Source organism: Niabella aurantiaca DSM 17617, assembly GCF_000374125.1.
Classification (GTDB): domain Bacteria; phylum Bacteroidota; class Bacteroidia; order Chitinophagales; family Chitinophagaceae; genus Niabella; species Niabella aurantiaca.
In genome coordinates, this window is the sequence record NZ_KB893637.1 from 484,880 (window position 1) to 510,053 (window position 25,174).

21 protein-coding genes and 2 tRNA genes are annotated in these 25,174 nt (G+C 50.6%); 14 read left to right on the plus strand and 9 right to left on the minus strand.

From position 1 onward, the window contains the following. Positions 1 to 131: 131 nt before the first annotated feature. The 3 genes from B160_RS0115690 to B160_RS0115705 form a co-directional block, all read right to left on the minus strand. A complete protein-coding gene (locus B160_RS0115690; protein ID WP_018628887.1) occupies positions 132 to 1,322 on the minus strand; it encodes a dipeptidase in 1,191 nt (396 codons plus the stop codon). Between the two features lie 216 nt (positions 1,323 to 1,538). Next, positions 1,539 to 3,923 (minus strand): TonB-dependent receptor, encoded by a 2,385-nt coding sequence (locus tag B160_RS0115700; RefSeq protein ID WP_157558078.1) that lies wholly within the window; start codon positions 3,921 to 3,923, stop codon positions 1,539 to 1,541. A gap of 136 nt (positions 3,924 to 4,059) precedes the next feature. After that, entirely contained in the window at positions 4,060 to 5,619 is a 1,560-nt protein-coding gene (locus B160_RS0115705; protein WP_018628890.1) for an acyl-CoA mutase large subunit family protein, read from the minus strand. 182 nt (positions 5,620 to 5,801) lie between these two features. Between B160_RS0115705 and B160_RS0115710 the strand changes: the two genes are divergently transcribed. The 7 genes from B160_RS0115710 (at position 5,802) to B160_RS0115745 (ending at position 13,358) form a co-directional block, all read left to right on the plus strand. After that, a complete protein-coding gene (locus B160_RS0115710) occupies positions 5,802 to 6,956 on the plus strand; it encodes an acyl-CoA dehydrogenase family protein (RefSeq protein ID WP_018628891.1) in 1,155 nt (384 codons plus the stop codon). Positions 6,957 to 7,606: 650 nt separating this feature from the next. Then, positions 7,607 to 9,193, plus strand: a complete 1,587-nt coding sequence (locus tag B160_RS0115720) for a M60 family metallopeptidase (protein ID WP_157558079.1) — start codon at positions 7,607 to 7,609, stop codon at positions 9,191 to 9,193. A 186-nt stretch (positions 9,194 to 9,379) separates the two neighbouring features. Then, on the plus strand, positions 9,380 to 10,600 hold the full coding sequence (locus B160_RS0115725) for a glycoside hydrolase family 27 protein (RefSeq protein ID WP_018628894.1): 1,221 nt from the start codon (positions 9,380 to 9,382) through the stop codon (positions 10,598 to 10,600). Positions 10,601 to 10,676: 76 nt separating this feature from the next. Then, positions 10,677 to 11,345 (plus strand): YggS family pyridoxal phosphate-dependent enzyme, encoded by a 669-nt coding sequence (locus tag B160_RS0115730; RefSeq protein ID WP_018628895.1) that lies wholly within the window; start codon positions 10,677 to 10,679, stop codon positions 11,343 to 11,345. Between the two features lie 234 nt (positions 11,346 to 11,579). After that, positions 11,580 to 12,512 carry an exonuclease/endonuclease/phosphatase family protein gene (locus tag B160_RS0115735; RefSeq protein WP_018628896.1) on the plus strand — a complete coding sequence of 311 codons (933 nt, stop codon included), beginning with the start codon at positions 11,580 to 11,582 and terminating at the stop codon, positions 12,510 to 12,512. A gap of 129 nt (positions 12,513 to 12,641) precedes the next feature. Beyond that, the gene (locus B160_RS0115740) at positions 12,642 to 13,091 is read left to right on the plus strand and encodes a DoxX family protein (protein WP_018628897.1); all 450 of its coding nucleotides are present in this window, start codon (positions 12,642 to 12,644) and stop codon (positions 13,089 to 13,091) included. 123 nt (positions 13,092 to 13,214) lie between these two features. Further along, on the plus strand, positions 13,215 to 13,358 hold the full coding sequence (locus B160_RS0115745) for a hypothetical protein (protein WP_157558080.1): 144 nt from the start codon (positions 13,215 to 13,217) through the stop codon (positions 13,356 to 13,358). Positions 13,359 to 13,490: 132 nt separating this feature from the next. On the opposite strand, the gene B160_RS0115750 is transcribed toward B160_RS0115745, so the two are convergent. The 4 genes from B160_RS0115750 to B160_RS0115780 form a co-directional block, all read right to left on the minus strand. Continuing rightward, positions 13,491 to 13,973 (minus strand): ribonuclease H-like YkuK family protein, encoded by a 483-nt coding sequence (locus B160_RS0115750; protein ID WP_018628899.1) that lies wholly within the window; start codon positions 13,971 to 13,973, stop codon positions 13,491 to 13,493. Positions 13,974 to 14,012: 39 nt separating this feature from the next. Further along, a tRNA-Trp gene (locus B160_RS0115755) sits at positions 14,013 to 14,083 on the minus strand. 161 nt (positions 14,084 to 14,244) lie between these two features. Continuing rightward, positions 14,245 to 14,316 (minus strand) — tRNA-His (locus B160_RS0115760). Between the two features lie 647 nt (positions 14,317 to 14,963). Continuing rightward, positions 14,964 to 15,509: a YcxB family protein gene (locus B160_RS0115780; protein ID WP_018628903.1), complete on the minus strand. Its 546-nt coding sequence runs from the start codon at positions 15,507 to 15,509 to the stop codon at positions 14,964 to 14,966. A gap of 166 nt (positions 15,510 to 15,675) precedes the next feature. Between B160_RS0115780 and B160_RS0115790 the strand changes: the two genes are divergently transcribed. After that, on the plus strand, positions 15,676 to 16,104 hold the full coding sequence (locus B160_RS0115790) for a GNAT family N-acetyltransferase (protein ID WP_026309811.1): 429 nt from the start codon (positions 15,676 to 15,678) through the stop codon (positions 16,102 to 16,104). 152 nt (positions 16,105 to 16,256) lie between these two features. Here the strand turns inward: B160_RS0115790 and B160_RS0115795 are convergent, their stop codons facing one another. Further along, complete coding sequence (locus tag B160_RS0115795; RefSeq protein ID WP_026309812.1) at positions 16,257 to 16,865, minus strand: MiaE family protein; 609 nt, start codon at positions 16,863 to 16,865, stop codon at positions 16,257 to 16,259. A 145-nt stretch (positions 16,866 to 17,010) separates the two neighbouring features. Here B160_RS0115795 and B160_RS0115800 point away from each other — a divergent pair, with 145 nt between their 5' ends. The 6 genes from B160_RS0115800 to B160_RS0115825 are packed head-to-tail and all read left to right on the plus strand — an operon-like array spanning position 17,011 to position 23,266. Beyond that, positions 17,011 to 17,418: a hypothetical protein gene (locus B160_RS0115800; protein ID WP_157558081.1), complete on the plus strand. Its 408-nt coding sequence runs from the start codon at positions 17,011 to 17,013 to the stop codon at positions 17,416 to 17,418. 13 nt (positions 17,419 to 17,431) lie between these two features. Continuing rightward, positions 17,432 to 18,460 carry an HPr kinase/phosphorylase gene (locus tag B160_RS0115805; protein ID WP_157558082.1) on the plus strand — a complete coding sequence of 343 codons (1,029 nt, stop codon included), beginning with the start codon at positions 17,432 to 17,434 and terminating at the stop codon, positions 18,458 to 18,460. Then, entirely contained in the window at positions 18,447 to 19,865 is a 1,419-nt protein-coding gene (locus tag B160_RS30725) for a glycosyltransferase family 2 protein (RefSeq protein ID WP_018628909.1), read from the plus strand. The genes B160_RS0115805 and B160_RS30725 overlap by 14 nt, the downstream gene beginning before the upstream one ends. Further along, a complete protein-coding gene (locus tag B160_RS30730; protein WP_018628910.1) occupies positions 19,862 to 20,539 on the plus strand; it encodes a glycosyltransferase family 2 protein in 678 nt (225 codons plus the stop codon). The genes B160_RS30725 and B160_RS30730 overlap by 4 nt, the downstream gene beginning before the upstream one ends. Positions 20,540 to 20,544: 5 nt before the next feature. After that, entirely contained in the window at positions 20,545 to 22,176 is a 1,632-nt protein-coding gene (locus tag B160_RS0115820) for an ATP-binding cassette domain-containing protein (protein WP_018628911.1), read from the plus strand. Continuing rightward, the gene (locus B160_RS0115825) at positions 22,157 to 23,266 is read left to right on the plus strand and encodes a nucleotidyltransferase family protein (RefSeq protein WP_018628912.1); all 1,110 of its coding nucleotides are present in this window, start codon (positions 22,157 to 22,159) and stop codon (positions 23,264 to 23,266) included. Before B160_RS0115820 ends, B160_RS0115825 begins: the two co-directional genes overlap by 20 nt. Positions 23,267 to 23,598: 332 nt before the next feature. Here the strand turns inward: B160_RS0115825 and B160_RS0115830 are convergent, their stop codons facing one another. Next, entirely contained in the window at positions 23,599 to 25,170 is a 1,572-nt protein-coding gene (locus B160_RS0115830; RefSeq protein ID WP_018628913.1) for a RagB/SusD family nutrient uptake outer membrane protein, read from the minus strand. Positions 25,171 to 25,174 lie beyond the last annotated feature (4 nt).

A 25,174-nucleotide genomic window follows, 5' to 3' on the forward strand; every position in this document is an offset into this window, starting at 1 on the left:
GCAACGGCCGGCCTGCACGTCGTCCGGGATTAAAAGCAGATGTACCCGTCCGGATAAGGGACAAATATTTTATGCCACGAATAGGGGTAGCGGCGCCGGAAAGCCCTTTCACAGCACCTGTTTCATAGCGATCAAAAACTGGCGCGGATCACCCGTAGTATATTCCCGCCGAGTATTTTCCGGATCGATCTTTTTGTATAGCCCCGTTTCAGCAATTCGAGGGTGATGTTGGGATAGGTACTTACATCCTCCAGCCCAATGGGCACGGAGCCGATACCGTCATAATCCGATCCGATACCCACATAGTCATCACCCACCAGCTTTACGATATAGTCAATATGATCCACCACATCCGAAATGGTGGGGCGGACGGCTTCCAGTTCTTTTTTAGTATAGGTGTTCCATTGCCGGAGGGCCCGCAGGGAATCCCCGGTCTGCCGGGAAACGGAATCCACAAAGTGTTTTTTTGCCGGTTCTGAAAACGAAGTGAGCTTTTCATCAAATTTCCTGCTGATAAAACCCGAATAGAAATTGATGCAGACGACGCCGCCGTTTTTGGCCACGGCCCGGATCTGGTCGTCCTTTACATTGCGGAAGACCGGGCAAAGGTTGTAAACCGAGCTATGTGATAAAATAACGGGTTTGGTGCTGGCGGCAATGGCATCATAAAAGGTCTGCTCCCCGGTATGGGAAAGATCTACCAATACCCCAAGCTGATTGAGCCGCCGTACGACGGATCTCCCGAAGTCGGTAAGTCCTTTATGTTTCAGGGTATCGGCATGCAGGGTCTCGTCCAGGGCACTGGTAGCCCAGGAATTGCTGTTGTTCCAGGTAAGGGTAAGATACCGCATGCCTCTTTTTTGCAGGGCGTCCAGCTTGTCAAGGTTGTCCTCGATCATGTGGCCGCCTTCCACACCGATGAGGGCCACCAGCTTTTTTTCGTTGATCCCTTTTTTTATTTCTTTATAGCTCCCGGCCAGCATCATTTGCCGCGGATGGCGGCGGACCAGGGCCTCGAGGGAGTCGATCTGGTCATTGGCGTCAGCATATACACCTTTCGGATTACGGGCAACCGGGCCTGTGAACACAGAGAAGAACTGTACATCCAGGCCGCCTTTTTTCCACCGGATAAGGTCTGTGTGCCGGTCTGGCTGCGATTGGGTAATATCCCTTCCCTCAACGATGGATGCGGAGGTTACATCATTGTGGCCGTCGATGAGCACGGCTTTATTATGGATCCTTCCGGCTTTTTGTGCAGCTGCGGAGAAGGAGAGGAGCAGGAAGCAAAGAAGCCCTCTTGTTTTTAAACCCGGTAGATTCATGTTGTTGATATGGATAGGAGACCATAAAGGCACTAAGGTACGAAGGTACGCGGAGATTTTGGTTTTTGCCCCGGCGCGGCTTCGCCGTTTTGCTTTAAAATGCAGAGGAGGCAAAGTCCTGAACCGTGAGGTACCTGAGGTTAACGCAAGGTTATTTAATAATGCTTAATAGCACATAACAGACCGGTTTTGTGTATTCTTTGAGACCTCCCGTTCTTATATCCGCTCCCGCTCTTCCTGGTTGCTGTTGGTATGCTCGGTTGTCTGAAGCTCTTTTTTCCCAAATTTAAAGATCAGGGTCAGCGAAAAATTCCGGTTGAGCTGCAGGACGGCGTATTTCTGCCGGATGCCGTTCACCACCGTAGTATAGGAAGCGCCGCTGGTACCAAAGACATCCTGCAGGTTGGCGTTGAGGGAGAGCTTGTCCTTCATCAACTGCGCATTCAAACCGAGATCAACATTGTAGTAGGCATCGGATTGGTTGACGAGCGTTACTTCCGGGAACTGGTACCAGAAGTTCAGGGCGGCAGACAATGTTTTGCTGCTGTTTAAAAAAAAGTTATTGCTGCTGGATGCATAGGCGCCCCATCCCTTACGCCCCTCAACATAATCAAGCCGGGATCTTCCGCTGGTATAATACAGGCTGAACAGGTTGTTACTTTGCCACCAGGGGATGGTTGAAAAATTATAGGTTTCGGAAATCCCGAAACGGGTGCTGTTTACAAAATTCTTGGGGGTGCGCATTACAAAGTTGGTGTCTACCCGTGCAATGGTAATGTCGTCGAACCCGTTATTGGTAAGGGCTGCAAAGAAGGCGTTGGTAAGCTTGTTTTTATAGTTGTGCTGTAACTGGAAGTTGCTGTTGTATTCCGGTTGCAGAAAAGGGTTGCCTTCATAATAACTATATGCGGTCAGCAGGGAAATATAAGGGTTCAGGTTCCAGAAGGTGGGGCGGCGTACCCGCTTGTTATAGCTGAGCGCAAAACTGTTCTGATCATCCTTTTTGAAATTGACCAGGGCGTTCGGAAATAATTTTATGTAATTGTTTTTATTGCCTTGTTGCCGGGTATAGGAATAGCCGCTGGTTTGTGTCAGCTCCCCCCGGAGGCCGGCCTGGAAGGTCCAGCTGCCGGATTCCCGGCTGCCGTTCACATAAAGGGCCTGGGTATTTTCCGTGTATTTATATTCATTGCTCAGCTGGCCATCATAGTTTTTGTCCGTTCCGGTCACCCGGTAATAACGCATATTGTTGTAGGTGTCGATGAAGTTGATCTTGCCGCCCCATTGCAGCTTTGCAACGCTTGTGGGAAATTCCATATCCGCCTTCAGTGCATAGATATTGATGTTCTGCAGGGTGTTGTTATAAAAGCGGGCGGTGGAAGGGTCCACCGGTTCGCCTTCGGGTGTAAAAGTCCGGGCGGTGACATCCGATTCATCAGTACGGTAAAAGGTAAGGTAGCTGCCGTCCACAGAAAGGGTTTTCCCGCTGGTATCCAGCTTTGTTTTATAATACAGGTTATAGGATTGTGTTTTGGCCAGTGGTATATAGGTGGCATAAGTGGTCAGCACCGAATCGGTTTGCCCCTGCCCGTTGTAAAAATGATTGCGCACATAGTCGGCGCCTCCTTCAAAGTACCGGGAGAAGCCGGCACTGAACCCGATCTGGGACTTTTGGGAGAGCCGGTAATCGGCCCCGGCAGTGATCATTACGTCCTGCCATTTGTAATCGCCGGTATCGCTCATGATCCAGGACCGGTCAGGGTAATATTCTTCCCAGCGGAAGCCGTATTTATGCCGGGTGCGGAACATATTGGCATTGGCATACAGGCTCCATTTTCCGGAATTGTAATTGATATTGCCCGTAATATCCATGCCCGGGTGGCGCTGCCAGTGTTTGTAGCTGGCCTGGATGCTGCCATTGTATCCCTGTTGTTTGCTGCGTTTGGTAATGATGTTGATGAGGCCGGCATTGCCGGCAGCATCATAGGCGGCAGACGGGTTGGTGATGATCTCGATCTTTGATACATTCCCCGCAGGGATGGACTTCAGGTAATTGACCAGGTCTTTCTGGGAAAGCTGGATCAGGCGCCCGTCCTGCATCAGCTGCACTTCACCCTTGCCAGGAATAGCGATCCGGTCGCCGTTCATCTGGAGGCCCGGGATCTTTCCCAGGGTTTCTGCAAGACTGTTGCCCACAATGGTCATATTATCGGCCAGGTTCACGACCGTTTTGTCGGGCTTTATTTCGATCAGCCTTGCTTTGCTGGTTACGGTTACATCTTTTAAAAGGGTACCGGCGCGTGTTAAAATGATGCTGAGCACAGTGTCGCCCTGCAACTGAAGTGCCAGCGCCTGGTCCCGGTAGCCGATAGCAGAAACCTGGAGCAGGTATTTTTCGCCTGTCCGGGGAGCATCGATGCGAAAATGACCGGAAGCACCGGCGGCAATTATTTTTGCAGCCTGGCTGCTGCTGTAAAATTCAATGGTAGCGCCTGCAAGGGGCGTGGCGGCTTCATCGCGGATGGTTCCGCTGATGGAATGCTGGGCAAAACAAAAGGTATTTATCAAAACAACACTGAGCAGTACTATGATCTGTCGCATCCGCCAAAAATAGGGAAACCTGAAAGATATCTGGTATTTGAGAAATGAGAGTTGAGAATTGAGACAGAGATTGATGCCGCTTCCTGATCCTGGGCCGGCATGCTCACATTTCCACATTTTCAGATTTCCCCGGGTATCATTGATACTCGCCAAACACATCCACCAGCGTACCGGCAATCTCCCCTAAGGTGCATTTGGCCTCTACCGCTTCAATCACATCGGGCATGATGTTCTCCGTTCCGGAAGCTTTTGAGCGCAGCACAGATAAAATACGGTCGCATTCCGGTTGGTTGCGGTTATTGCGGAGTTGTTCCAGCTTTTGCCGTTGCAGGGCGCCGATGCTGTCGTCTACCTTGAAGATGGGGGTGGTATTGGCTTCCTCCGCCTGGAAGCGGTTCACGCCCACGATGATCTTTTCATGGGTCTCAATTTTTTGCTGATACTCGTAGGCGCTGCGGGCGATGGCCTCCTGCATAAATCCTTCTTCAATGGCTGCTATGCTGCCGCCCATGGCATCGATCTGGTTGATCAGCTCCTGTGCTTTCTGTTCCATTTCGTGGGTAAGCGTTTCCACAAAATAAGAGCCGGCCAGGGGATCAACGGTGTCCGGTACGCCACTTTCAAAGGCAACGACCTGCTGTGTCCGCAATGCGATGCGTGCCGCTTCTTCCGTGGGCAGGCTCAGTGCCTCATCAAAGCCGTTGGTGTGCAGCGACTGTGTGCCGCCCAGTACTGCCGCCAGTGTTTGGATGGTGACCCTTGAGATATTGTTCTGCGGTTGCTGGGCCGTTAAGGTGCTGCCGCCGGTTTGTGTATGAAAACGCAGCATTTGCGCTTTGGGATCCGTAGCACCCAGGTCCCGCATGATCTGCGCCCACATCCGGCGTGCGGCGCGGAACTTGGCCACTTCCTCAAACAGGTTGTTGTGCGCATTGAAAAAGAAGGAGAGACGTTTGCCAAATACGTTTATGTCTAAGCCCTTGTCCAGCGCGGCTTTTACATAGGCTTTGCCATTGCTGAGCGTAAACGCAATTTCCTGTGCTGCGGTACTGCCCGCTTCGCGGATATGATAACCACTGATGGAGATCGTGTTCCATTTGGGCAGCTCTTTGGCGCACCATTCGAAGATATCGGTAATGATGCGCATGGAAGGCTTGGGCGGGTAACGGTAGGTGCCCCTTGCGGCGTATTCTTTTAAAATATCATTCTGGATGGTACCGGATATCCTGGACAGGTCCGCTCCCTGTGTTTTGGCCTGGGCCACATACAGCGCCAGCAATATAAATGCCGTGGCGTTGATGGTCATGCTGGTAGACACTTCCTCCAGCCGGATGCCGTTAAACAGCTCCGCCATGTCTTCAATGCTGTCGATGGCCACGCCTACCTTGCCTACTTCGCCTTCCGCCAGTGAATGGTCGCTGTCATAGCCGATTTGTGTGGGTAGGTCAAAGGCCACGCTTAAGCCCATTACCCCCTGCGACAATAAATAGTGATACCGTTTATTGCTTTCCGCTGCCGTGCTGAAGCCGGCATACTGCCGCATGGTCCACAGCCGGCCGCGGTACATATCGGGCTGTATGCCGCGTGTAAACGGGAATTTTCCCGGTAGCTCCTGCTCCTGTTGCGGTGCGTCATCAGCCGTGTACAGGGTATTGACCGGTATGTTGCTGTCTGTATAGATCTTTTTTTCTTCCATGTTTTATTTTGATTCGGGATCCTGGATTCTTGATTCTTGTCACTGATCGAGTATCAAGCATCCCGTATCGAGTATCAAGTATCCTGACTTGTTTCGTATCAATTTCAGGGCCGTAAATATATGAACACTTGTTCGTTTCAGGAAACAGTCTTTTATATTTGTGCAAATAAAACGATGCAGGCATGGATTTTCAATTGTCAGAAGAACAGAAAATGATTCAGCAGGCCGCCCGGGATTTTGCCGTCCGGGAATGTTTGCCGGGAGTGATCGAACGCGATGAGCAGCAAAAGTTTCCCCGGGAGCAGATCGAAAAGTTAGCCGACCTGGGTTTTTTGGGGATGATGGTAAAGCCGGAGTACGGAGGCGCGGGGCTGGATACGGTCAGTTATGTGCTGGCGATGGAGGAGATATCAAAAATAGATGCCAGCGTAAGTGTATGCATGAGCGTGAACAACAGCCTGGTTTGTTACGGGCTGCAGGAATATGGAACGGAAGAACAAAAACAGCAATACCTGGTACCGCTGGCGCAGGGTAAAAAAGAGGGCGGGCTGTATATTGGTGCGTTTTTGCTGAGTGAGCCGGAAGCGGGCAGTGATGCCACCTCGCAGCAAACCACAGCGGAAGATAACGGCGATCATTACCTGTTGAACGGGACCAAGAACTGGATCACCAATGGCGGCAGTGCCTCGGTGTACCTGGTGATTGCACAAACCGACCGCTCAAAAGGATCCAAAGGCATTAATGCATTTATCGTGGAAAAAAGCTGGCCCGGTGTAACGGTGGCCGCTAAAGAAAATAAAATGGGCATCCGTGGCAGCGATACGCATACCATCCTTTTTTCGGATGTGAAAGTGCCGAAGGAGAACCGGATCGGGGAAGATGGGTTCGGGTTTAAGTTTGCCATGAAAACACTGGCGGGAGGCCGCATCGGTATTGCTTCCCAGGCACTGGGCATCGCAGGTGGCGCGTTTGAGCGGGCAAGGGATTATTCCAAAACAAGGAAATCTTTTGGTACCGAGATCATGCACCACCAGGCCATTGCATTCAAGCTGGCGGATATGGCCCTGAAGATCGAGGCGGCGCGGTTGTTGTGTTTAAAGGCAGCCTGGGAAAAGGATCAGCATCTGAATTATGATATCAGTTCTTCGATGGCGAAGCTCTATGCTTCCGAAACCGCCATGTGGACGGCCGTAGAGGCTGTGCAGGTGCACGGGGGATATGGTTTTGTAAAAGAATACCATGTAGAACGGCTGATGCGCGATGCCAAGATCACCCAGATCTATGAAGGCACCAGCGAGGTACAGCGGATCGTGATCAGCCGGGGAATTTTGAAGTAGCGCATTTTATGCCTGTATTCCCTTTGGGGTTCCCGGTTCAAAGTTTAAGGTTAGACCTGCTTTTGACACTCGATGTAACTGCTCGAATCTCGAGTCGTCTGAGAAGCTGTTTAAAAACAACATTTTGATGTTCCTTATAAGCGCCATCGGCACGGCTCATCATGCCCCGGGCCCATGGCTCTCTGTTGTTCTTTTGGACTTATAAACGGGTTGAAACCCGTTCTTGCCGGATCTTTCGAGGCCATGCCTCTTTTGCTAAAATGCTCGTTGAACCCCGCTTTTTACAGATGGCGGCTACGGCAAAGCCCAAAGTAGCGGCGATAAAAAGCCCGTACCTTTCTTGTGACGATAAGGATGCTCCCGGATCGTTTTTAAACAGCTTCTAAGAAAGTGTTTAAAGTTCCGGTTGGATGCATTTTGATGCCTGATGTACCTTTGGGCGAACGTCTATCACCCGGGAGCAGAGGGAAGATTATTGGAATGTAATGGAATTTTCATTTCCGCATTTCCACATTTTCAAATTTTCAAATTCCCCAAGGCTTTCGTCTGACTTCTATTTTGATCTGAACAATCGTTTGCGCATTTTTTAGGGGCACGATCCACGGGCCGGAGCGGAAATAATCTGTATTTTACCGCGATCATCAAATTATATGAATATGAGAATCGGGCTGCTTACCATTTTGTATTGCCTTTTAAGCTGGACCATTGCCGGCGCACAAACTCCGGATATTGCACAGGTGGAAAAAGACCTGAAGGTTTTTAAAACGCCCCTGGCACTGGAGCTGAAAAAACGGGTAAAGAAAAAAGACATCGAAAAGATAAAGGATCCGCAGCTGAAGGCCGCGGCTTTATTGATGGCCGATAAGAAATATGAGAGGGGCTACCGCGTAGCCGACTACCCCGCATGGCTGAAACCCACTACCCTGGGACGGGAACTGACCATCGGGGATGGCTATAGCAAGTATGAGGGGATCACCGGTATCTATCTTCCGGTGGGCCGGCAGGTGGTGCTGGTGGATGGCATTGCCGAAGGAAAAGAAGTACGGCTGCTGGTGCCCAACTGGAACCGGCGCGCACCGGAGGGAGTGGAGCCTACAAAGGACCCCGCGGGCTGGGGGATCAAACGGCAGGTATTTCCGCTGAAGAACGGCGTGAATATCATCGAACTGCAAAAGCACGACGGACTGGCCTATATTGATTATTATTCCGATGAGCCGGAAAAAGAGCGGCCCATCCGGGTTCATTTTGTGAACGGGAGGGTCAATGGCTATTTCGACATTACAAAAAACAACGATGCCGACTGGAACCGGCTGATCGATCATGCGGTTTACCCGGTGATCGACGCCCGGGGGCGGCATATCCAGATTGCCTATCCTGCTGAAGACTGTAAGAAATATGCTTATGGCAGGGGCGTAGAGCTGATCAGCAATTATGATTCGCTGGTATATCGTCAGCACCGCATCCTCGGACTGATCAAATACAATAAAGTGCCGAAGAATCATATACTGGCACGGGTAAATTACAACTATTATATGTTCCGCGATGGAGATGGGGTAGCTTATATGGGCACCAAGCCCGGCAATGCCATGCCGCTGGTGGTAGATCCTGCCCGCGTGATCAAAGGCGATCCCTGCTGGGGCTTTAGCCATGAAGTGGGACATGTGCACCAGCTGCGGCCTTATTTGAACTGGGGCGGACTGGGAGAAGTGAGCAACAACATCTTCTCGCTTTACGGAACGACCTCTTTTGGAAACAAAAGCCGGTTATCCGAACAAAAAAATTATCAAAAGGCGCGCGACAGCATCATTGCCCGCGGGATCTGCTATTTGCAGGATAAGGATGTGTTTAACCGGCTGATCCCTTTCTGGCAGCTGCAACTGTATTTTACCGGTCCGGGTGGTTATGCGGATTTTTATCCCGATCTTTTCGAAGCCTTCCGTCAGCAGGGAGCGGCAGAAAGCAATAAGGAACACCGTTCCGGAGGCTGGGGCAACCGGGGGAAAAATCCTGCGCTCTATCAGCTGAATTTTGTAAAAACGGCCTGCAAAGTGGGAAAGACGGACCTGACGGACTTTTTTGATAAGTATGGCTTTTTTTATGTGGGCGAATTTAAGATCGGCGATTACGGAAACTATGATTATGAAATGACCGCGGAAATGGTGGCGGCCTGTAAAAAGGAGATCGCAGCGATGAACCTGCCCAAACCCAGAACAGACCTGACCATGCTGGAGGATTAACCGCGAGGATGGGAATCGGTTTTCAGCCATCAGAGTTGAGCATTCAGAATTGAGAACTGAGAATCCAGCGTTGGGAATCCGGAATTGAGAAACAGGTTGAACATGAAACCTTAAATTTCAAGCCCGGAATAACCAGCGGAGCGTTGGGCTGATTATAGATTTTTGAATGTCTTTTAAGAATTGCGAATGAAAAAACAGCTCCTTGTTTGGGCCGTGTTATTGATGGTGTCAGGAATTTACGGGCAATCCGAAAAATCAATCCAGGGACATCAAACGCCCATGATGGGATGGGCCAGCTGGAACCATTTCCGCGTTCATATCAATGAGCAGATCATCCGGGCACAGACGGATGCAATGGTGGCTACGGGAATGAAGGCTGTGGGCTACACTTATATAAATATAGATGATGGTTTTTTTGGAGGCAGGGACGCGGCGGGCAATATCAAAAGCCATCCCCTGCGGTTTCCCGGTGGCATGGGCGCATTGGTGGCATATATCCATTCAAAGGGACTGAAGGCCGGCACGTATAGCGATGCCGGCATCAATACCTGCGGTTCTTACTGGGATAAAGATTCGATCGGGATCGGCATGGGGCTGTATGGGCATGAGCGGCAGGATCTTGAGCAGATGCTGAATAAATGGCGGTTTGATTTTATAAAAGTAGACTGGTGCGGTGGCGAATGGCTGGGCCTGGATGAACAAACAAGATATACAGAGATCGGCCGGCTGATCAAAGCCATAAAACCGCAGGCGGTGTATAATGTATGCCGTTGGAAATTTCCCGGTAAATGGGTGGCCAATGTGGCCAACTCCTGGCGGGTGTCCGGCGATATCCGGGAACAGTTTGCCGCCATTGCAAAGATCATCGATCTGAATGCGGATCTCTGGCCCTGGTGCGGACCGGGTCACGTCAATGATATGGATATGCTGCAGGTGGGGCGGGGAATGAGCTTTGAAGAAGATAAAGCACATTTTTCGATGTGGTGTATGCTGAATTCACCTCTGCTGGCCGGGAATGATCTTACAAAAATGTCGAAAGAAACACTGGGCATCCTGACCAATAAAGAGCTGATCGCCATTAACCAGGATCCGTTGGTGTACCAGGCGCGTCGCCTGCGGGATGACGGGGATCAGGAAGTATGGGCCCGCCCGCTGAAACATACCATGAGCGGGGAGATCGCGGTGGCGCTCTTCAACAGGGCGGAGCAGAAAGCGAGAATAAAGTTCCATCCTGATTCATTGAGCATCGATGCAAAAAAAGGATATACCATGCGGGATCTGTGGAATAAAAAATCCTATGCCCGCACTACGGATAAAGAGCAGTCCTTTGAAGTGCCGGGACATGGCGTGGTGGTGTTGCGGATAAAGGGTACTTCACTGCCGTATAATGTGTTTCAGTATAAGTGAGGATTGAGATTTGAGAAACGGGGTTTGGTCTTTAGGATTTAGAGCCTGGAATTTGATAAATCTGTACTTTTACCCTATGTCGGTAAATGAAAACAATTACAAAGCAATACTCGAAAAAACAAATGCGGCCGTTGCCACACTGGTGGCGGTTTCCAAACTGAAACCGGTTAGCGATATACAGGTCCTTTATGATCTGGGCCAGCGGGATTTTGGTGAGAATTATGTTCAGGAGCTGGTAGAAAAACAGGCGCTGCTGCCGGGCGATATCCGTTGGCATTTTATCGGCCATCTGCAATCCAATAAAGTAAAATATATAGCCCCCTTCGTACACCTCATTCATGGGGTGGACAGTGAGAAGCTGCTGCTTGAAATTGATAAGCAGGCGCGGAAAAATAACCGGACCATCCATTGCCTTTTGCAGGTGCATGTAGCACAGGAAGAAACAAAGTTTGGTTTTGACGGGGCTGAAGTTACTACCCTGATCGACCGGATCAGTTCCGGCGCATTAGTGCTGTCCAATGTTGCGATTAAGGGCCTTATGGCCATGGCCAGTTTTACGGATGACATGGAAAAGCTGAAGCAGGAATTTGCAGCGATGAAAGCCCTTTTCGAAGAAAATGCCGAACGTGGAACTTTAAAGTTTGAAACCTTATCTATGGGCATGAGCGGTGACTATGAGCTGGCGTTGGAGTATGGGAGTACAATGATCAGGGTGGGGAGCCTGTTATTCGGGGCCCGCGGATGATCGGCCATCAGCTGTTAGCACAAGAGCATTCAGCATAGAAGAGCCTGGAATTGTGAAATGTGCATCATCAGCGAACGGACCCTAACCTGGAACATTGAAACCATCCGTTGCAGCCGTCAGCGATCAGCATTTAGCTTTCAGCTAAGGATCCGGAACTGGGAAATGTACATCAGTCAGCTAAGGATCCGGAAATCATAGAAATTGTTTACATTTGGTATAGAAAAACAATCATCTATGAAACACCTGTTACCTGCACTGCTGCTGCTGACCGTTTGCTGGTCCTGCTCAAAGGAACACCCCCGGAACGGAGGTAGTTCTGAAGATACAACACAATTAAAAAACTATTCCAAAGATCTTATCATTGCCAACTGGAACATCGAATGGTTCGGTTCCGGCCGGTTTGCCGGTGACCCCGATGTTCAGGAAGCAAATGCAGGTAAGATCCTGCGCTATCTTGAAGCCGATCTGTACGGGATTTGCGAGGTGGTGGACACGGCCCGTTTTGGACGAATGATCCGGAATTACCTGGGGACCGAATTTCGTTATATGATCAGTCCTTACCCGAGGATCGATCAGAAGCTGGCATTTGTGTACAACAAAAATATTTTCCGGAATGTTCGGGTGCGGCCTTTTATGAGCCAGAGCGCTACCGCTGCCGTCCGTTTTGCTTCCGGGCGGTTCCCGTTTTTGCTGAGCGCCGATGTGGCGGTGAACGGCAAATGGCATCCGGTCTGTTTTATATTGCTGCATGCCAAGGCCGATGCCGATACAGAATCCTATAACCGGCGAAAAGCGGGAAGCGCAGAACTGAAGGATAGTATGGATCTGTACCTGAACGGACGGCATTGCATGGTTTTTGGCGATTTTAATGATCAGCTGAATGGCAGTATTCTGAACGGCCGTCTCTCCCCGTATAAAAATTTTCTGGATGACAGCGCGAGGTACCGGGCCCTGACCCTGCCCTTAAATGCGGCAGGCTATCAATCCACCCTTTCTTTTGCAAACTCGGTCATCGACCAGCAGCTCGTTTCCGGTAAAATGCGCCATTGGTATAAAGACCATTCGGTTCAAATAAGAACGGATGTAGGAACGGTCGTACCGGATTACCGCGAGCGGAGCACTTCCGATCATTATCCCGTTACATCGGCATATGCCGTAACGGATTGAGCATGGCTTTTATCGGTAGCCTTCCTGAAGTCATTGATTTGCCGCTACTTAAATTTTAAAAGAAGGTTGCGGGAAGTTGTAACTTTGTATTGGTTCTTTGTTTGATTATTCACCTTAAAATACAGCAATATGACATTGATGCAACGTATTGAGTTCTGGGGTGAAAGGCATCACCCCGCCTGGATGGATGTGATCCGCATTGCGTTGGGATTGTTCCTTATCGCAAAAGGGATCCAATTCATCAACAACTACAATGTACTGATGGACCTGATGCCCAAATGGATGTCGTTCAGTTCATTTATGATGATCCTTGTAGGGCATTATATTGTGGGCGCGCATATCCTCGGGGGTGTTCTCATTACATTGGGGCTGTTAACAAGGGCCGCCTGTCTGATGCAGATCCCCATACTGCTTGGAGCAGTCTTCTTTGCAGGGCAATCCGGCAATGTGCTGCATCCTTTTTCCAACCTGCTTACGGCAATTGTGGTACTGTTGCTGCTGGTCTATTTCCTGGTCGCCAGTAATGGCCCCTGGTCGCTGGATGCCATTCATGCAGGGGAAGAGGAAAAGAAGCGGTAAGGGTCGGCACAAAAACGGGTTTATTGCCGGCTGTAATACGCTGATCGTAAGCGTACCAGGAGGTCGTTGGCGGCGGTTTATACGTATCTGCTGAAAGAGTTCCGGAACCGCTTTGAACCATTTATGCTGAAAGATTTGCCTGGTCCGGGATATCAGCAGCTCTTTCAGCGGATCGAATGCCTTGCTTCCATCGACCTGGCCTATATACAGGGTGCTGGGCAGCCCGCCAAATTCGTGGAGGTACAAAACTTTTGTATTGATGAATGAATCGCCAAAGAGTTCATTGGTGTTGATTACCTTTTGTATTGATTCCTGTTCCATTTTTTTGTGTTTAAACTTTACGACCTCACAAAACAGGAGGTCATAAAGTAGCTGGATATATGTGTTTTTCGCAACGGCCTATTGAACGATTTTGTCGGCGCAGCTGGAGCTGGCAAATGCATAAGGTTTTGCTTTACAGGTCCAGCCCATACCGGAAACATAGCCCATAGCTTCACGAAGCGCTGCGTTGCTTTTATATGCTGCGGAAGTGTTGATATCCACATGCAGCTCGGGAGCGATGCCGTGCTGTTCAAAGACGGCATTCAATTGTAAGGTCAGCTGAACGGTCTTATCTACCTCCAGTAACATCCGTTCCCGGATGCTCATTTTCCTGCGCAATAACTCCTTTTGCAGAAAAAGAAAGGCGCCCTTTCCTTTTCGTACGAAAACGATCACGGTAGCAAACTCAATAACCGCGCCTTTTACCTGGCTATCGGTGCCCAGGCATACCTGTATGGTATTGCCGGCTTCCTGTTCCGCCGTTAATGCTTTGTTTACTTCTTCAGCAAGCGGTCCGCGCAGAAATGTTCCTCCGAACCGCTGCCATTGCTGTTGTTCCATCGGTTTAAATTTTAGTCGTCGATCTGTTTGTTTTTTTAGCATGAGTTACAGGAATCGAACCTGTGTCGGCGGTTTTGGAGACCATCATATTACCACTATACTAAACCCATATGCCGGCGGTGCCCAAAGGACTCGTCCCGTCTTCATCGGGAGGCATAGATAATATAATTAAAATAGTACGGCCTTCAGATTTGAACTGAAAACGCTCGTCCGCTACTTACCTTTCAGAAAGAAAGGGGAATGAGCATGTTACCCTTACACCAAGCCGTATTGGTTGACCCCGGGACTCGAACCCTGTTCTCCACATCCACAATGTGGTGCTTTACCTGTTAAGCTAAGGCCAACATAAACACCCCGCTGCATCTCACGGGTGCGTTTTCTCCTTTTTCTGCAACTAATAAGTTACCGTAATCTTACAGAAGCCGGATCATCGATCCTCGTTCCTGTCTGATCCGTTATGGTATCGTTTGTTTTATTTCTGCCGGTGATTCTTTCTGCCACCGCTACCAGCAGAATAATTATATAAATGATGTTCATCCTGTACCTCCTTTTACTATTAAAAAACCCGGTCTTTCTGAGACCGGGTTTCCTGTATCATGCTGCTGTTTTAAGCAGGATGCCAATATGAAAACTCCGGTCGTTGTTCTTCTGATTTACGAAAGTGCATAGCTCCGCCATCTGGCCGGCAGGAGAACAGTGCCGTTGTTGTAAATCGATGAGCTGCGTTTATCCGATTCATTTTATTCTGTATAAACAAAAACCCCGCAATCACTTGCGGGGCCTGTATTCTATTAAAAAGATTTTTTAATTTTCTGCAGCAAACGCCCCGCAACGGGTATTCAGTCCTACCGGGCTGAACCACGCTTTTGTTTCAATATGTAAAAAATTGCGTTGCATTGTTTTTGTTTTTTATTTGCGAGTGCAAAGGTGTTAAACCTTTTTTATATGGCAAAATTTTTTTTAATATTTTTTTTGAATGCGTAAAATTGCTCATCTCCATTTCCAATGCAGCTCTTCGATGTATTCGATCTGCAACCTGCCGCAGCGCTGTTTAAGTTCATCTGTTAATGCATGTATGTCATCTGCCGCTTTTTTTGGAAGGCTCAAATACGCGCCTGTTTTTAATTTAAAATAAAAATAATCCCCGGTCTCTGTTATGTTTTCAATCTCAGATGAATGGATGGAGGATGTACTGCCAGAATCCGTGGTTTCAATAGCGGCATCCGTCAGTTTTAGTGTAATTGGTCTTCCGATCCTGTTCCTGTAAGCGTCTTCAATAAATTTATCATAGTGATCCCTGTATTGTACTCTTTGATACAGTGGGTAGAATAATAAACTAAAGATGCCGAAGATGAAAAAGTAGCGGGCCAGAAAGGTATTGCCACTTTGATAGAACAGAAGGCCAAGCAGCGCCATCACAGCTGTAACCATTAGCCATGATCTTCTGCGCTTCTTTTTTATTCTGACTGTTTTGGATGCAATAAAAAGATGGTTTTGAAGGAAATCGTTCTGGTTGGGTTGATAGGTTAATATCATTTTATGGATCTTTCTGTGATTGGTAAAAGAAATCGGATGTAAATTTATCAAAAAATAATGGAAACCCGGGCGGATCTATATTACGGCAAGTGTGCTTTTTAAATACAGGACGGAGCATCCGGCGCCGACTGATCCCTTTTTTATAGCCGGTGTTCAATGAATAAAGATGATCACAGTTGAACAAATAGAAATGGCCCACCCGCTTTACAAACAGGAACAGGAGCTGCGAAACCGCATCCTGCTGCGTCCGATCGGTTTGCCGGATCATGGCTGGGAAATGGATGATCACAAAGCCTGGCATTTTGTAGCGGTGGAAGGTGACAGGGTGGTCGGGTGCGTGATCCTGGTGCCGCTTCAGGACGGAGTGGCACAACTAAAGCAGATGGCTGTTGAAACAGGAAACCAATCCAGGGGTATCGGGAGGTTGTTGGTTGATGCATTGCTGGCGTTTGCAAGGACGCGGCAACTGCAGGAGATCATTTGCCATGCGCGGGATACCGCGATCCCCTTTTATATAAAGAACGGATTTGAGATCTATGACGAACCATTTGTAGAAGTGGGTGTACCGCATCATCATATGCGGATATTTTTATGAACGCAGTGATATTCGCTATACGAAGTCTGAAGTGTTGTCGGAAGCCCGCCGTCCGGATCCCTGGAGGATCTTTTAGGTTTACAGGTTACGCGGGCGTTCACAGCCGAAAAAGCTGCTTTATGAAAGCCCGGGATATCTTTGAGGGATCAGTATCAATGAATGCGGTCTCCCCGTACTTCCATTTCCTGCATGACCGCGGCCTCATGTGCCAGCCACTCCGCCCAGCGCTTCCGTACTTTTTCTTTGGGCAGGTATGCTTCCGCCAGTTCTATAAAGAGGGTATAGTGCCCGGCCTCGCTTTCCATAAAGCGCCGGTAAAATTTGCTCAGGTAGGCATCGTTCAATCCTTCGCTCAGCCGCTTAAAACGTTCGCAGCTCCTGGCTTCGATCATGGCCATGGTCAGTAGTTTGTCAAGAAAAAATTCATCGGGGCTTCCGCCTTTTGCCTGGAACTGCAATAGTGCATTTACGTATGCATCTTTTCGCTGGCGCCCCAGTTTCAGGCCTCTTTTTTCCAGTTCCTGCAATACCAGCCGGAAATGCCCCCATTCTTCGGTTACAATAGGGGCAAGGGCTTTCACCAGTTGCTCCCGGTCGCTGTAGCGCTGGATGAGGGAAATGCAGCTGGTGGCCGCCTTTTGCTCGCAATAGGCGTGGTCCGTGAGGATGGCTTCCAGCGATATCTCTGCAAGATTTACCCAGCGCGGATCGGTGGGAAGCTGCAGGCCCAGAATGTTTTTTGTGTCCTGTGAAAGTTCCATAGGCAGCGAAATTAAAGAAAGTTTGTTTACGGTCATGGGCATTCAATAGCTCCCTAAAATGGGTGATTTTGCCCGAATTGTGGCAGGTTTCTCCTGTTTATTCCTCATTTATCCCTATTTTGAGAAAAAATACCGCTTTTGCTTTATGTTTATACTGAACCCACGCCTCGCTGCTGACATATTTGACGGCGAGTACATTATTGCCAACTTGGATACCGGACTTTATTACAGCGTACAGGGCCTGGCTGTTTCATTGCTCAACGCACTTCCTTTTGAAGATGAAAAAACGCTGTTCCGTTTTTTTTGCGAAGCGTTGCCGCAGCATGCCGGCGCAATTGAACATGGGCTTGCTCCCGTTTTTCAGCAGTTGCTGGATGAAGATATTATCCGGAAAGCGGAAGGTACCGGCGTCGTCGCCGGGGAGCTGCCGGATGCCCCGGTTGCATACGAGCCTCCGGTGTTTAACAGGTATGCAGACATGCAGGACCTGCTGCTCCTGGATCCGATCCATGACGTAGATGAGGAGGGTTGGGCCGTACAGAAAGACGCTTAAAAACAACATGGTTTTGCAGCTTACGGAATATTTTTCCCGTCTTCTTTCTTTATTTGAAGCATTGCCGGCCTATCACACTGATTGTTTAACGCTGGCCGGAAGAGGAGTGCGCCTGCATACTCCCTCGGATGTTTTACGTGGCCGGTTATTGCCGGCGATCTCCCATTTGCTGGTTGAAGGCGGCGGGGCAGAAACGGCCCTCACGATCTGGTATGCAGTAGATGCGGATCTGCCCGGTAAAGTAGCGGCGCCGCCCTGGCCGGGGTTCAATGCCCAGGGGTTTAACACGGAGCTTGACCAGGAAGCGGTCCAGATCTTTTTTCAGCCCTGGCAGCGGCAGGTTTTTTTGTATTCCAGAAGCAAGCGTACAGGAATTTACTGGGCGCAGACGGCCGCAGATCTTCCCTGGTGGGAAGCGAGCTTTCCTTTCAGGATCATTTTCCATTTCTGGACGCGGGACCTGCCGGCCCAGCTGGTTCATGCCGGGGCTATGGCCAGGGAAGGCAAAGGTGTGCTGATCACCGGTCCCAGCGGGTCAGGAAAATCTACCTCCTGTCTTACATTGCTGCGCGCCGGGTATCAATACCTGGGCGATGATTATGTATGGGTGGAACTGGGTGGCTGCCCGCATGTGCACACCCTCTACCAAACCGCCAAAGTAGCGCCGGATAACCTGCGGGAGCGCTTCCCGGATTGGCTGCCGCATGTGGTCAATAAAGAATTACTGGGGCAGCAGAAAGCCATTTTTTATATCAGGGAGCAGTGGCGCAACGCGTTTATAAACGCTGCTGCGCTCAACGCCGTTTTGCTGCCCAAGGTCATGCCCCAGGAACGATCCGTATTTGAACAGATCAGACCGGCGCAGGCGTTGCTGGCCATGGCGCCGACCACCTTGCATCATTTGCCCCATCATCGTGAGGCCGCCTATCAAAAGCTGATGAAGATCAGTGCTGCGCTGCCTTGCTTCCGCTGGAATTTGGGAACCAACAGCAAATTGTTTGAACAGTCATTCGATCAACTGTATGCCGATGAATTATCCTAAGGTCAGTGTTATCATCCCTACATATAATAACGGCGCCGAGCTTTTGCGTGCCGTGGCGAGCATTGCGGGCCAGGACGCCGTCCGCAGAGGACTGTGCGGGCTGGAGATGATCGTGGTCAATGACGCGTCTGCACCCGCAGCCGGGCCATTGCTGCAACTGCTCACGGAGCGGTACCCGCAGTTGAAGCTCCTTTCCCACACCGTTCAGCGGGGCCCTGCAGCAGCCCGGAACACCGGTATCCGGGCCGCCCTGGGGGAGCTGATCAGCTTCCTGGATGCAGACGACGAGTGGCCGCCGGACAAACTCAGCCTCCTGCTGCCTTTACTGGAAGACCCGGAAGCAGATGTGGCGGGCGGAAAAATAAAGTATGTTTTCCGGGAGGGTACTCCGGAGCTTTCTATGAAGTATGAGGATGATGAAAAGCGGTTGAGCCATGTGCACCTCGGTGCGCTGCTGGTACGGAAGCGGATCTTTCAGCGACCGTTCTTTTTTGATGAAAGCCTGGGCTTCAGCGAAGATATAGACTGGTGGCTCCGGTTAAAAGAGCAGCAGGTGAAGATCGTGCTTTTGGAAGCAACAACGCTTTTATACCATGTACATGGTAATAATATGTCTGTGCACAAAAACATCGCGGAGCTGCAGCTTCTCAAAGTGTTGCACAAAGCTGCCCAACGCAGAAAAAATAACGGGAAAATGAGCCATATACCGCAGCTGAAAGATTACCGGGTACAGAAGGAAGAACCGCTGATCAGCATTGTTCTTCCTTTATACAATGGAAAGGATCTTGTTAGTAAATCGATCGGGAGCGTGCTTGCCCAAACTTATACTCATTGGGAATTATTGGTGGTTGATGATGGATCTGCTGACGGTGGTGCCGGTTTTATCAGGGATCACTTTCCCCAGGCCAGGATCATACCGCAGGCCAATGCGGGGGTGGCGGCGGCCCGGAACAGGGGCGTCGGGGATGCGCGCGGGGAGATCGTTGCATTCCTGGATCAGGATGATGAGTGGATGCCGGAAAAGCTGCGTGCGCAATGGGAGGTGCTGCAGCAGGATCCGTATTGTGCATTTGTTACCTGCAATCAATATTTTGCCTGCGCAGATGGTGTGGTACTGCCCGCTAATTTTAGCGGGCAGCTCCAGACGGAACACCGGGCGCTGGTGCCCAGCGCGCTGCTGATCAGGAAGCAGGTATTGCTGCAGGTACAGGGTTTTGACGAATCGCTGGATGTGAGCAGTGATTTTGATTTGATCCGCCGGCTTCGGAAAGCCAATTTCCGGGAAGCGAATGTGGATCGCCTGCTGCTCCGGAAATGGTATCATGGCGGAAACGCCAGTCTCAATAAAGAAATAATGCGCAAGGAGATATTGGGTTTGCTTCACCGACAAATCAGGAATAAATGAATGGTCCGCTGATTGATGTTATCATTGCCGTGTACAACGGACAGCGGTTTATCGGCGAGGCCATTACATCGGTGCAGGCGCAAACCTGGAAAGCGCTGCACATCATCGTCGCCGATGATGGCTCCGAAGATGATACGACTGCTGTTGTTGAATCGCTGATGGCCGGGGACGACCGCATCCGGCTGTTGAAGTGCCCGCACCGGGGGGTGTCTGCCACGCTCAACGCAGCCCTGGCACAGGGGAGCGCGCCTTTTATCGCCTTCCTGGATGCCGATGACCTGTGGGCGCCGCAGAAGCTTGAAAAGCAGATGGCGGCGCTGGAAGCCGGTACTGCAGCGGTTTGCTTTTGCCTGATCCGGGAGTTTGAAACCCTCACCAGGAAGGCTGCCACTACACAGCAGGCCCGCCCGGCGCCGCTCAAAGGGTATTCGAAAACCGCCTTTTTGGGCGGGAGGCGGCTCTTTGATACTTATGGCGGTTTTAGCGAACAAGTAGCCATAGGTGATTTTGTTGAATGGTTCAGCAGGATCTTAAGGGCTGGCCTGGAGCTGCGGATGCTGGACGAGGTGCTGGCCTACCGCAGGATACACGATCGTAACAGTACGCTTGGTGTAGCCAGGAAATCTTTTTTGGAATTGATTAAAAAACATTTGGATGAAAAGCGAAAAGACTGACCTCCATGCCTGAAGACCGGGTCAATAAATATCTGCGGTGGTCCGGCTTTCTCCGGATGATCCCGAAAAAGCAGTTGGTATCGACAATGGCCTACGGGATCTTTCGGATACTGGCTGCAACCGCATGGCCTTATTTCCTGTATCGCTATCTTAAAACGGATGCGCTGCCGCATTTGGGTGAGCTGCTTCCCGGTGTGCTGGCGGTTTTGCTGTTGTTCATCGGCAGCAGCGTTGCGTCCTACCGGCAGTCTGAGATCAATATTGTGTTGTTGAAAACTTTTTCACTCGAACTTACGGAACGCATCTGGAAAAAAATAAATGCGCTCGACTGGCTCACCTTCCACCGGAAGAACCGGGTGTACTATTTTGATATGATGATGGTAGAGGCCTGGCGCTTGCGCGGTGCGATGGGAGCGGTGCTGGAGGTGCTTGCTGTTAATGGTATCGTTGCAGCGGCGCTGATCGTTGTCATGGCACTGATCAGCTTTCCGTTGTTCTTATTGTGCATCGGAGCGCTGGCGGTTCTTGGGGGGCTTCATCTTTATGCTATGCGAAAGCAGCGGCCCGCTATTCAGCGGTTCCATGATGCCTGGCGCAGGCAGCATCACTGGGTGGCCAGGAGCGTTGATCAGTTCGACCTGGTCCGGATGGGCCGGGGCTATGCGCGGTCTGCAGACCAGAACCATGCGGAAACCGACAGCTTCCTCGAATCCAATTCAGAGAAGCTCCGCCAGCAGTCGCGGTGGCGGATCGTCAATCAGGCTGCAGGCAATGTGGTGCGCGTCCTGATTTTCCTGGTGGGTATCTTTTGGCTGCAGCAGGGGTATGTACAGTTTGGCGAGCTGCTTCTGGTGCTGTTGCTGGTAAGCATGGTGCAAAGCAACCTGATGCAAGTACCCGGTGCCGTAAGCCAGCTGCTGGAAGGACAGGACGCAGCACTTACCCTGGCTTCATTTTTCGATCTTGAAGAAGAACGCATTGCGTGCCCGCTGCCTTGCGATAATCAAAGCATCGGACAAATATCCTTCAGGGGAGTCGGCTATTTTTATAACGAAAAGGCCGGAATAAAAGGATTGGACCTCGACCTGGTGCGGGGGAAGATCTACCTCTGGCGGGGCCGGAATGGCAGCGGAAAGTCTACAGCGGCCCATATACTCCTGGGCCTGCTGCGGCCACAACAAGGATGCTTATTGGTAAACGGAGCACAGGCAGACTGGGATGTATTAAAAACCTTGCGTCCCCGCTTTGGGCTTTTGGATCAGGACGCACCGGTATTTACGGGCAGCATAAAAGAGAATGCCACTTTTGGTCATCAGGAGCCCGAAAAAGCCTGGGCGGCATTAAGCGGGTCCTGGTTATCCCGTTTATTGCCGGCCGGCAGCTGTGCCGGGGAGCGCCGTGTAGGGGAGCGGGGGGAAGGGCTGTCCGGCGGCGAAGCAAAGCGTATTGCCCTGATCCGCGAACTGTTGCGCCCGAGCGAGCTGCTCATTCTTGATGAACCGCTTAATCATCTGGATGCATACAGCATTCGCATGCTCAAACAGGAGCTTGTCCGGTTAAAAGAAAACCGGATCATCATTATCATCAGTCATCAACCCGGTTTTGAATATATTGCCGATGAAACCCATTCTTTCTGATCCCATTGATAACCTGAGCGTGGCACAGACCATGCTGGTGCGTGCCTGCCTGGCCGGCGACAAAGCCACGCGCACCGCTTATGTCCGTGCCTGGGAGGAAGAGGTACAGATCATGGATCTTGATTTCAGCTCTTCGCGCCTGGTGCCGTACCTGTTGTACAAAAATCAGCAGGAGGGGATCAGGTGCCTGCACGACAAGCGGCTGAAGGTGATCTACAAGTACTGGTGGCTGCGCACACAGCATATCAGCAACCAGCTCTCCCGGGTACATGCGGCCTTCCTGGCCGGGGGGATCGGAGTGGCGGTCATCAAAGGCGCCTCCATCAAACAATATTACGAACGGGCGGAGTTAAGACCGATGAGCGATTTTGATCTGCTGGTTCCGGTGCAGCAGCTACCGGAGGCGATCGGCGTATTGAGGCGGCTGGATTTTATTCCCGAACCATTGGAGGCGACCTGTTTAGAAGAAAAGCCCGGGCTGTTGCTCGATTTCGGGCATGCGATTTCCTGTACCAACCGCAACAATGATACGTTTATTGATCTTCATTGGAAAATAGGATCCAACTGCACCAGACGGTTTACGGATCAGCTATGGGAGCACCTGGTTCCCCACCCGGCTTTACGGGCGGCCCGGAAGCCGGCACTGGCTTATGAGGTGTTTATGATCCTTATCCATGCGGCGGATATGGCCAACAGGGACAACCTGAACTGGATCGTTGATATGGCCTCGCTGCAGGAAGTGATGAACGATCTTGTCTGGCGGGAAGCCCGGCAACTGGCCATTGATGAAAAAAAGGAAGACCTGTTTGACTATTCCTGCAAGGTATTGCGGCAATTTGATGTATATGCTCCCGATCCCGGGGCGATAAAAGTTCCCAAAAGGTTGTTTTATAAAACCATGACCAAAGAGGGCTTCATTCAATGGGTATGCAATGGCCCGCGCACGGTAAAGAACCTGATGTATATCGTAGAGCGCCTGTATCCCTATGCAAATATCTGGAAGCGGTACTATCATTTTGTAAGGAACATCAACTATGTTTTTGTTTCCAGGCGGATCCGGAAACGCGTGGGAACCTTGCCGTATGACTGACCGGCCATGTCCGCTGTAACCGGGGCTTCTTTTTATGAGCCTCCGGCATGGGTTGCGAAAATTATGTCAATAAAAAAGGACCGTTTCAAGAGTCAATTATAGCATGCTGTCATACCGAACTCCCGCCCTGGCGCCGGGCAGGATACGCTGTGTTTATTGATCCGCATGTATAATGAACCGGTAGCAAAATGATCTTTATAAATTTATTGGCCGGTCAATGTGGACGCTGAGCGCGGCACGGGCCATGGTCAACGCTTTCAGACCATTTAAGATGACACACATTTTAATAAGATGAATACCGGTTCATTAAAAATGATATCACCGGGCTTTTATCAATAGCCCGGGTTTTGTTTCAGGTTCGGGTTCACCGGGATCTGCTGGCTCGGGATGGGGTAAACCAATGTTTTGGGATCCGGATCGGCAGCTTTTTCCTGCCAGGCCTGGAGGAATTTACCAAAGCGGATCAGGTCCTGCCTTCTCCAACCTTCCCAATATAATTCCCGGGCACGTTCGTCGAGCAGCGCATCCAGGTTAACAGAACCCAGGGAAACAGCGCCCCGTTTGGCACGGATCCCGTTTACCAGTAACAATACTTCCGCCGGCGTACCCGTAGCGCCTCTTAAAATGGCTTCGGCCTGCATCAGCAATACATCGGAATACCGGTAAACGACCCAGTCGTTATTGCGCTGCCCGTTGCTGGCATAGTCAAATGCGTATTTCATCGGGCGGATGCCGGCGGTTTCGAGGGTCGCTCCTGAAGTCCTTATGGATACCTCGCGTGTAAATACCAGCGGAGCATTGGACGGATTTCTTGCCATCAATGGCTGATTGGTCTTCCAGTCGTATTGCTGCCCGGCGAAGAAGCCCACATTCTGACGGTGGTAACCCTTTTTCCGGTTACTGGTGGTATCTGCGGGATAATCATAATAAATACCCCTTCGCTCATCGGTAGCTCCAAACTTGTCGTAGTAGTCCGACAGGGTACACCAGCCGTTCCAGCCGCCGGGGGTCATATTGTAGTGCGCAATGGTATTCCAGGTCCGGTCTACGTTTCCGCCTCTTACACCGTTCTGATTGAACAGGGTAAAAATATTTTCGGTGGATTTAACGTCGTTGTCCGGCGCAAAGTTATCGAAATACTTCCCGGCTGGTGAAATGCTGTACTTGCCCGACGCGGTGATCTCTTTGGCCAGCGTCACTACACGATTCATGTCTGCAACGTCAAACTCTGGTGATTGCCGGTTTATGAAAGCACCTTTGTTTAAATAGACCTTCATCAAAAGCGCCCGGGCTGCATTCTTGCTGGCTACGTAGGCCGACTTGGTGTCTCCCTGCGGAAGACTGGGCATGGCTGCGGTAAGCTCCTGAATGATAAAATCGATTGCTTCCGCGGGCTGCATCACTTTTGGGGCGATCTTGTAGTCTTCCAGCGAAGCGCCTTCCCGGATGGGGGCAACCCCAAACAGGTCGATAAAGTCAAACAGGGCCATCGCCCGGATGAAACGGGCCTCTGCTTCCTGCTGGGGGCTCGGGTTAAATCTCAATACATTCGTGGCGTTGAAAACGAGCGTGCCGAGGCTTACAAAGGTATTGTTCATATAACCGTTATCCGCATTCCAGGTATGCAGGTGTATGGACCGGTGCATGCCGTTATCATCCCAGTCGCCGCCGCGCGTGGGTGCCATCGCCGCATCGGTGGATATTTCCTGCAGCACCCACCGCTGCTCCTGCTGGTAGGGAGTGTTAAAAGAGCTGTATGTTGACGTAAGCAGGGCTGCGGGATCCACTATACCGCCGCTGCCTTCTTCCAGTTCGCCCCTGAATTCTTCGTTGAGCTTGGTGCAGGAAGCTCCAAAGATCAGGACGCCCAGTATTGTTGTATAGATTAAATATTTTGATTTCATATTC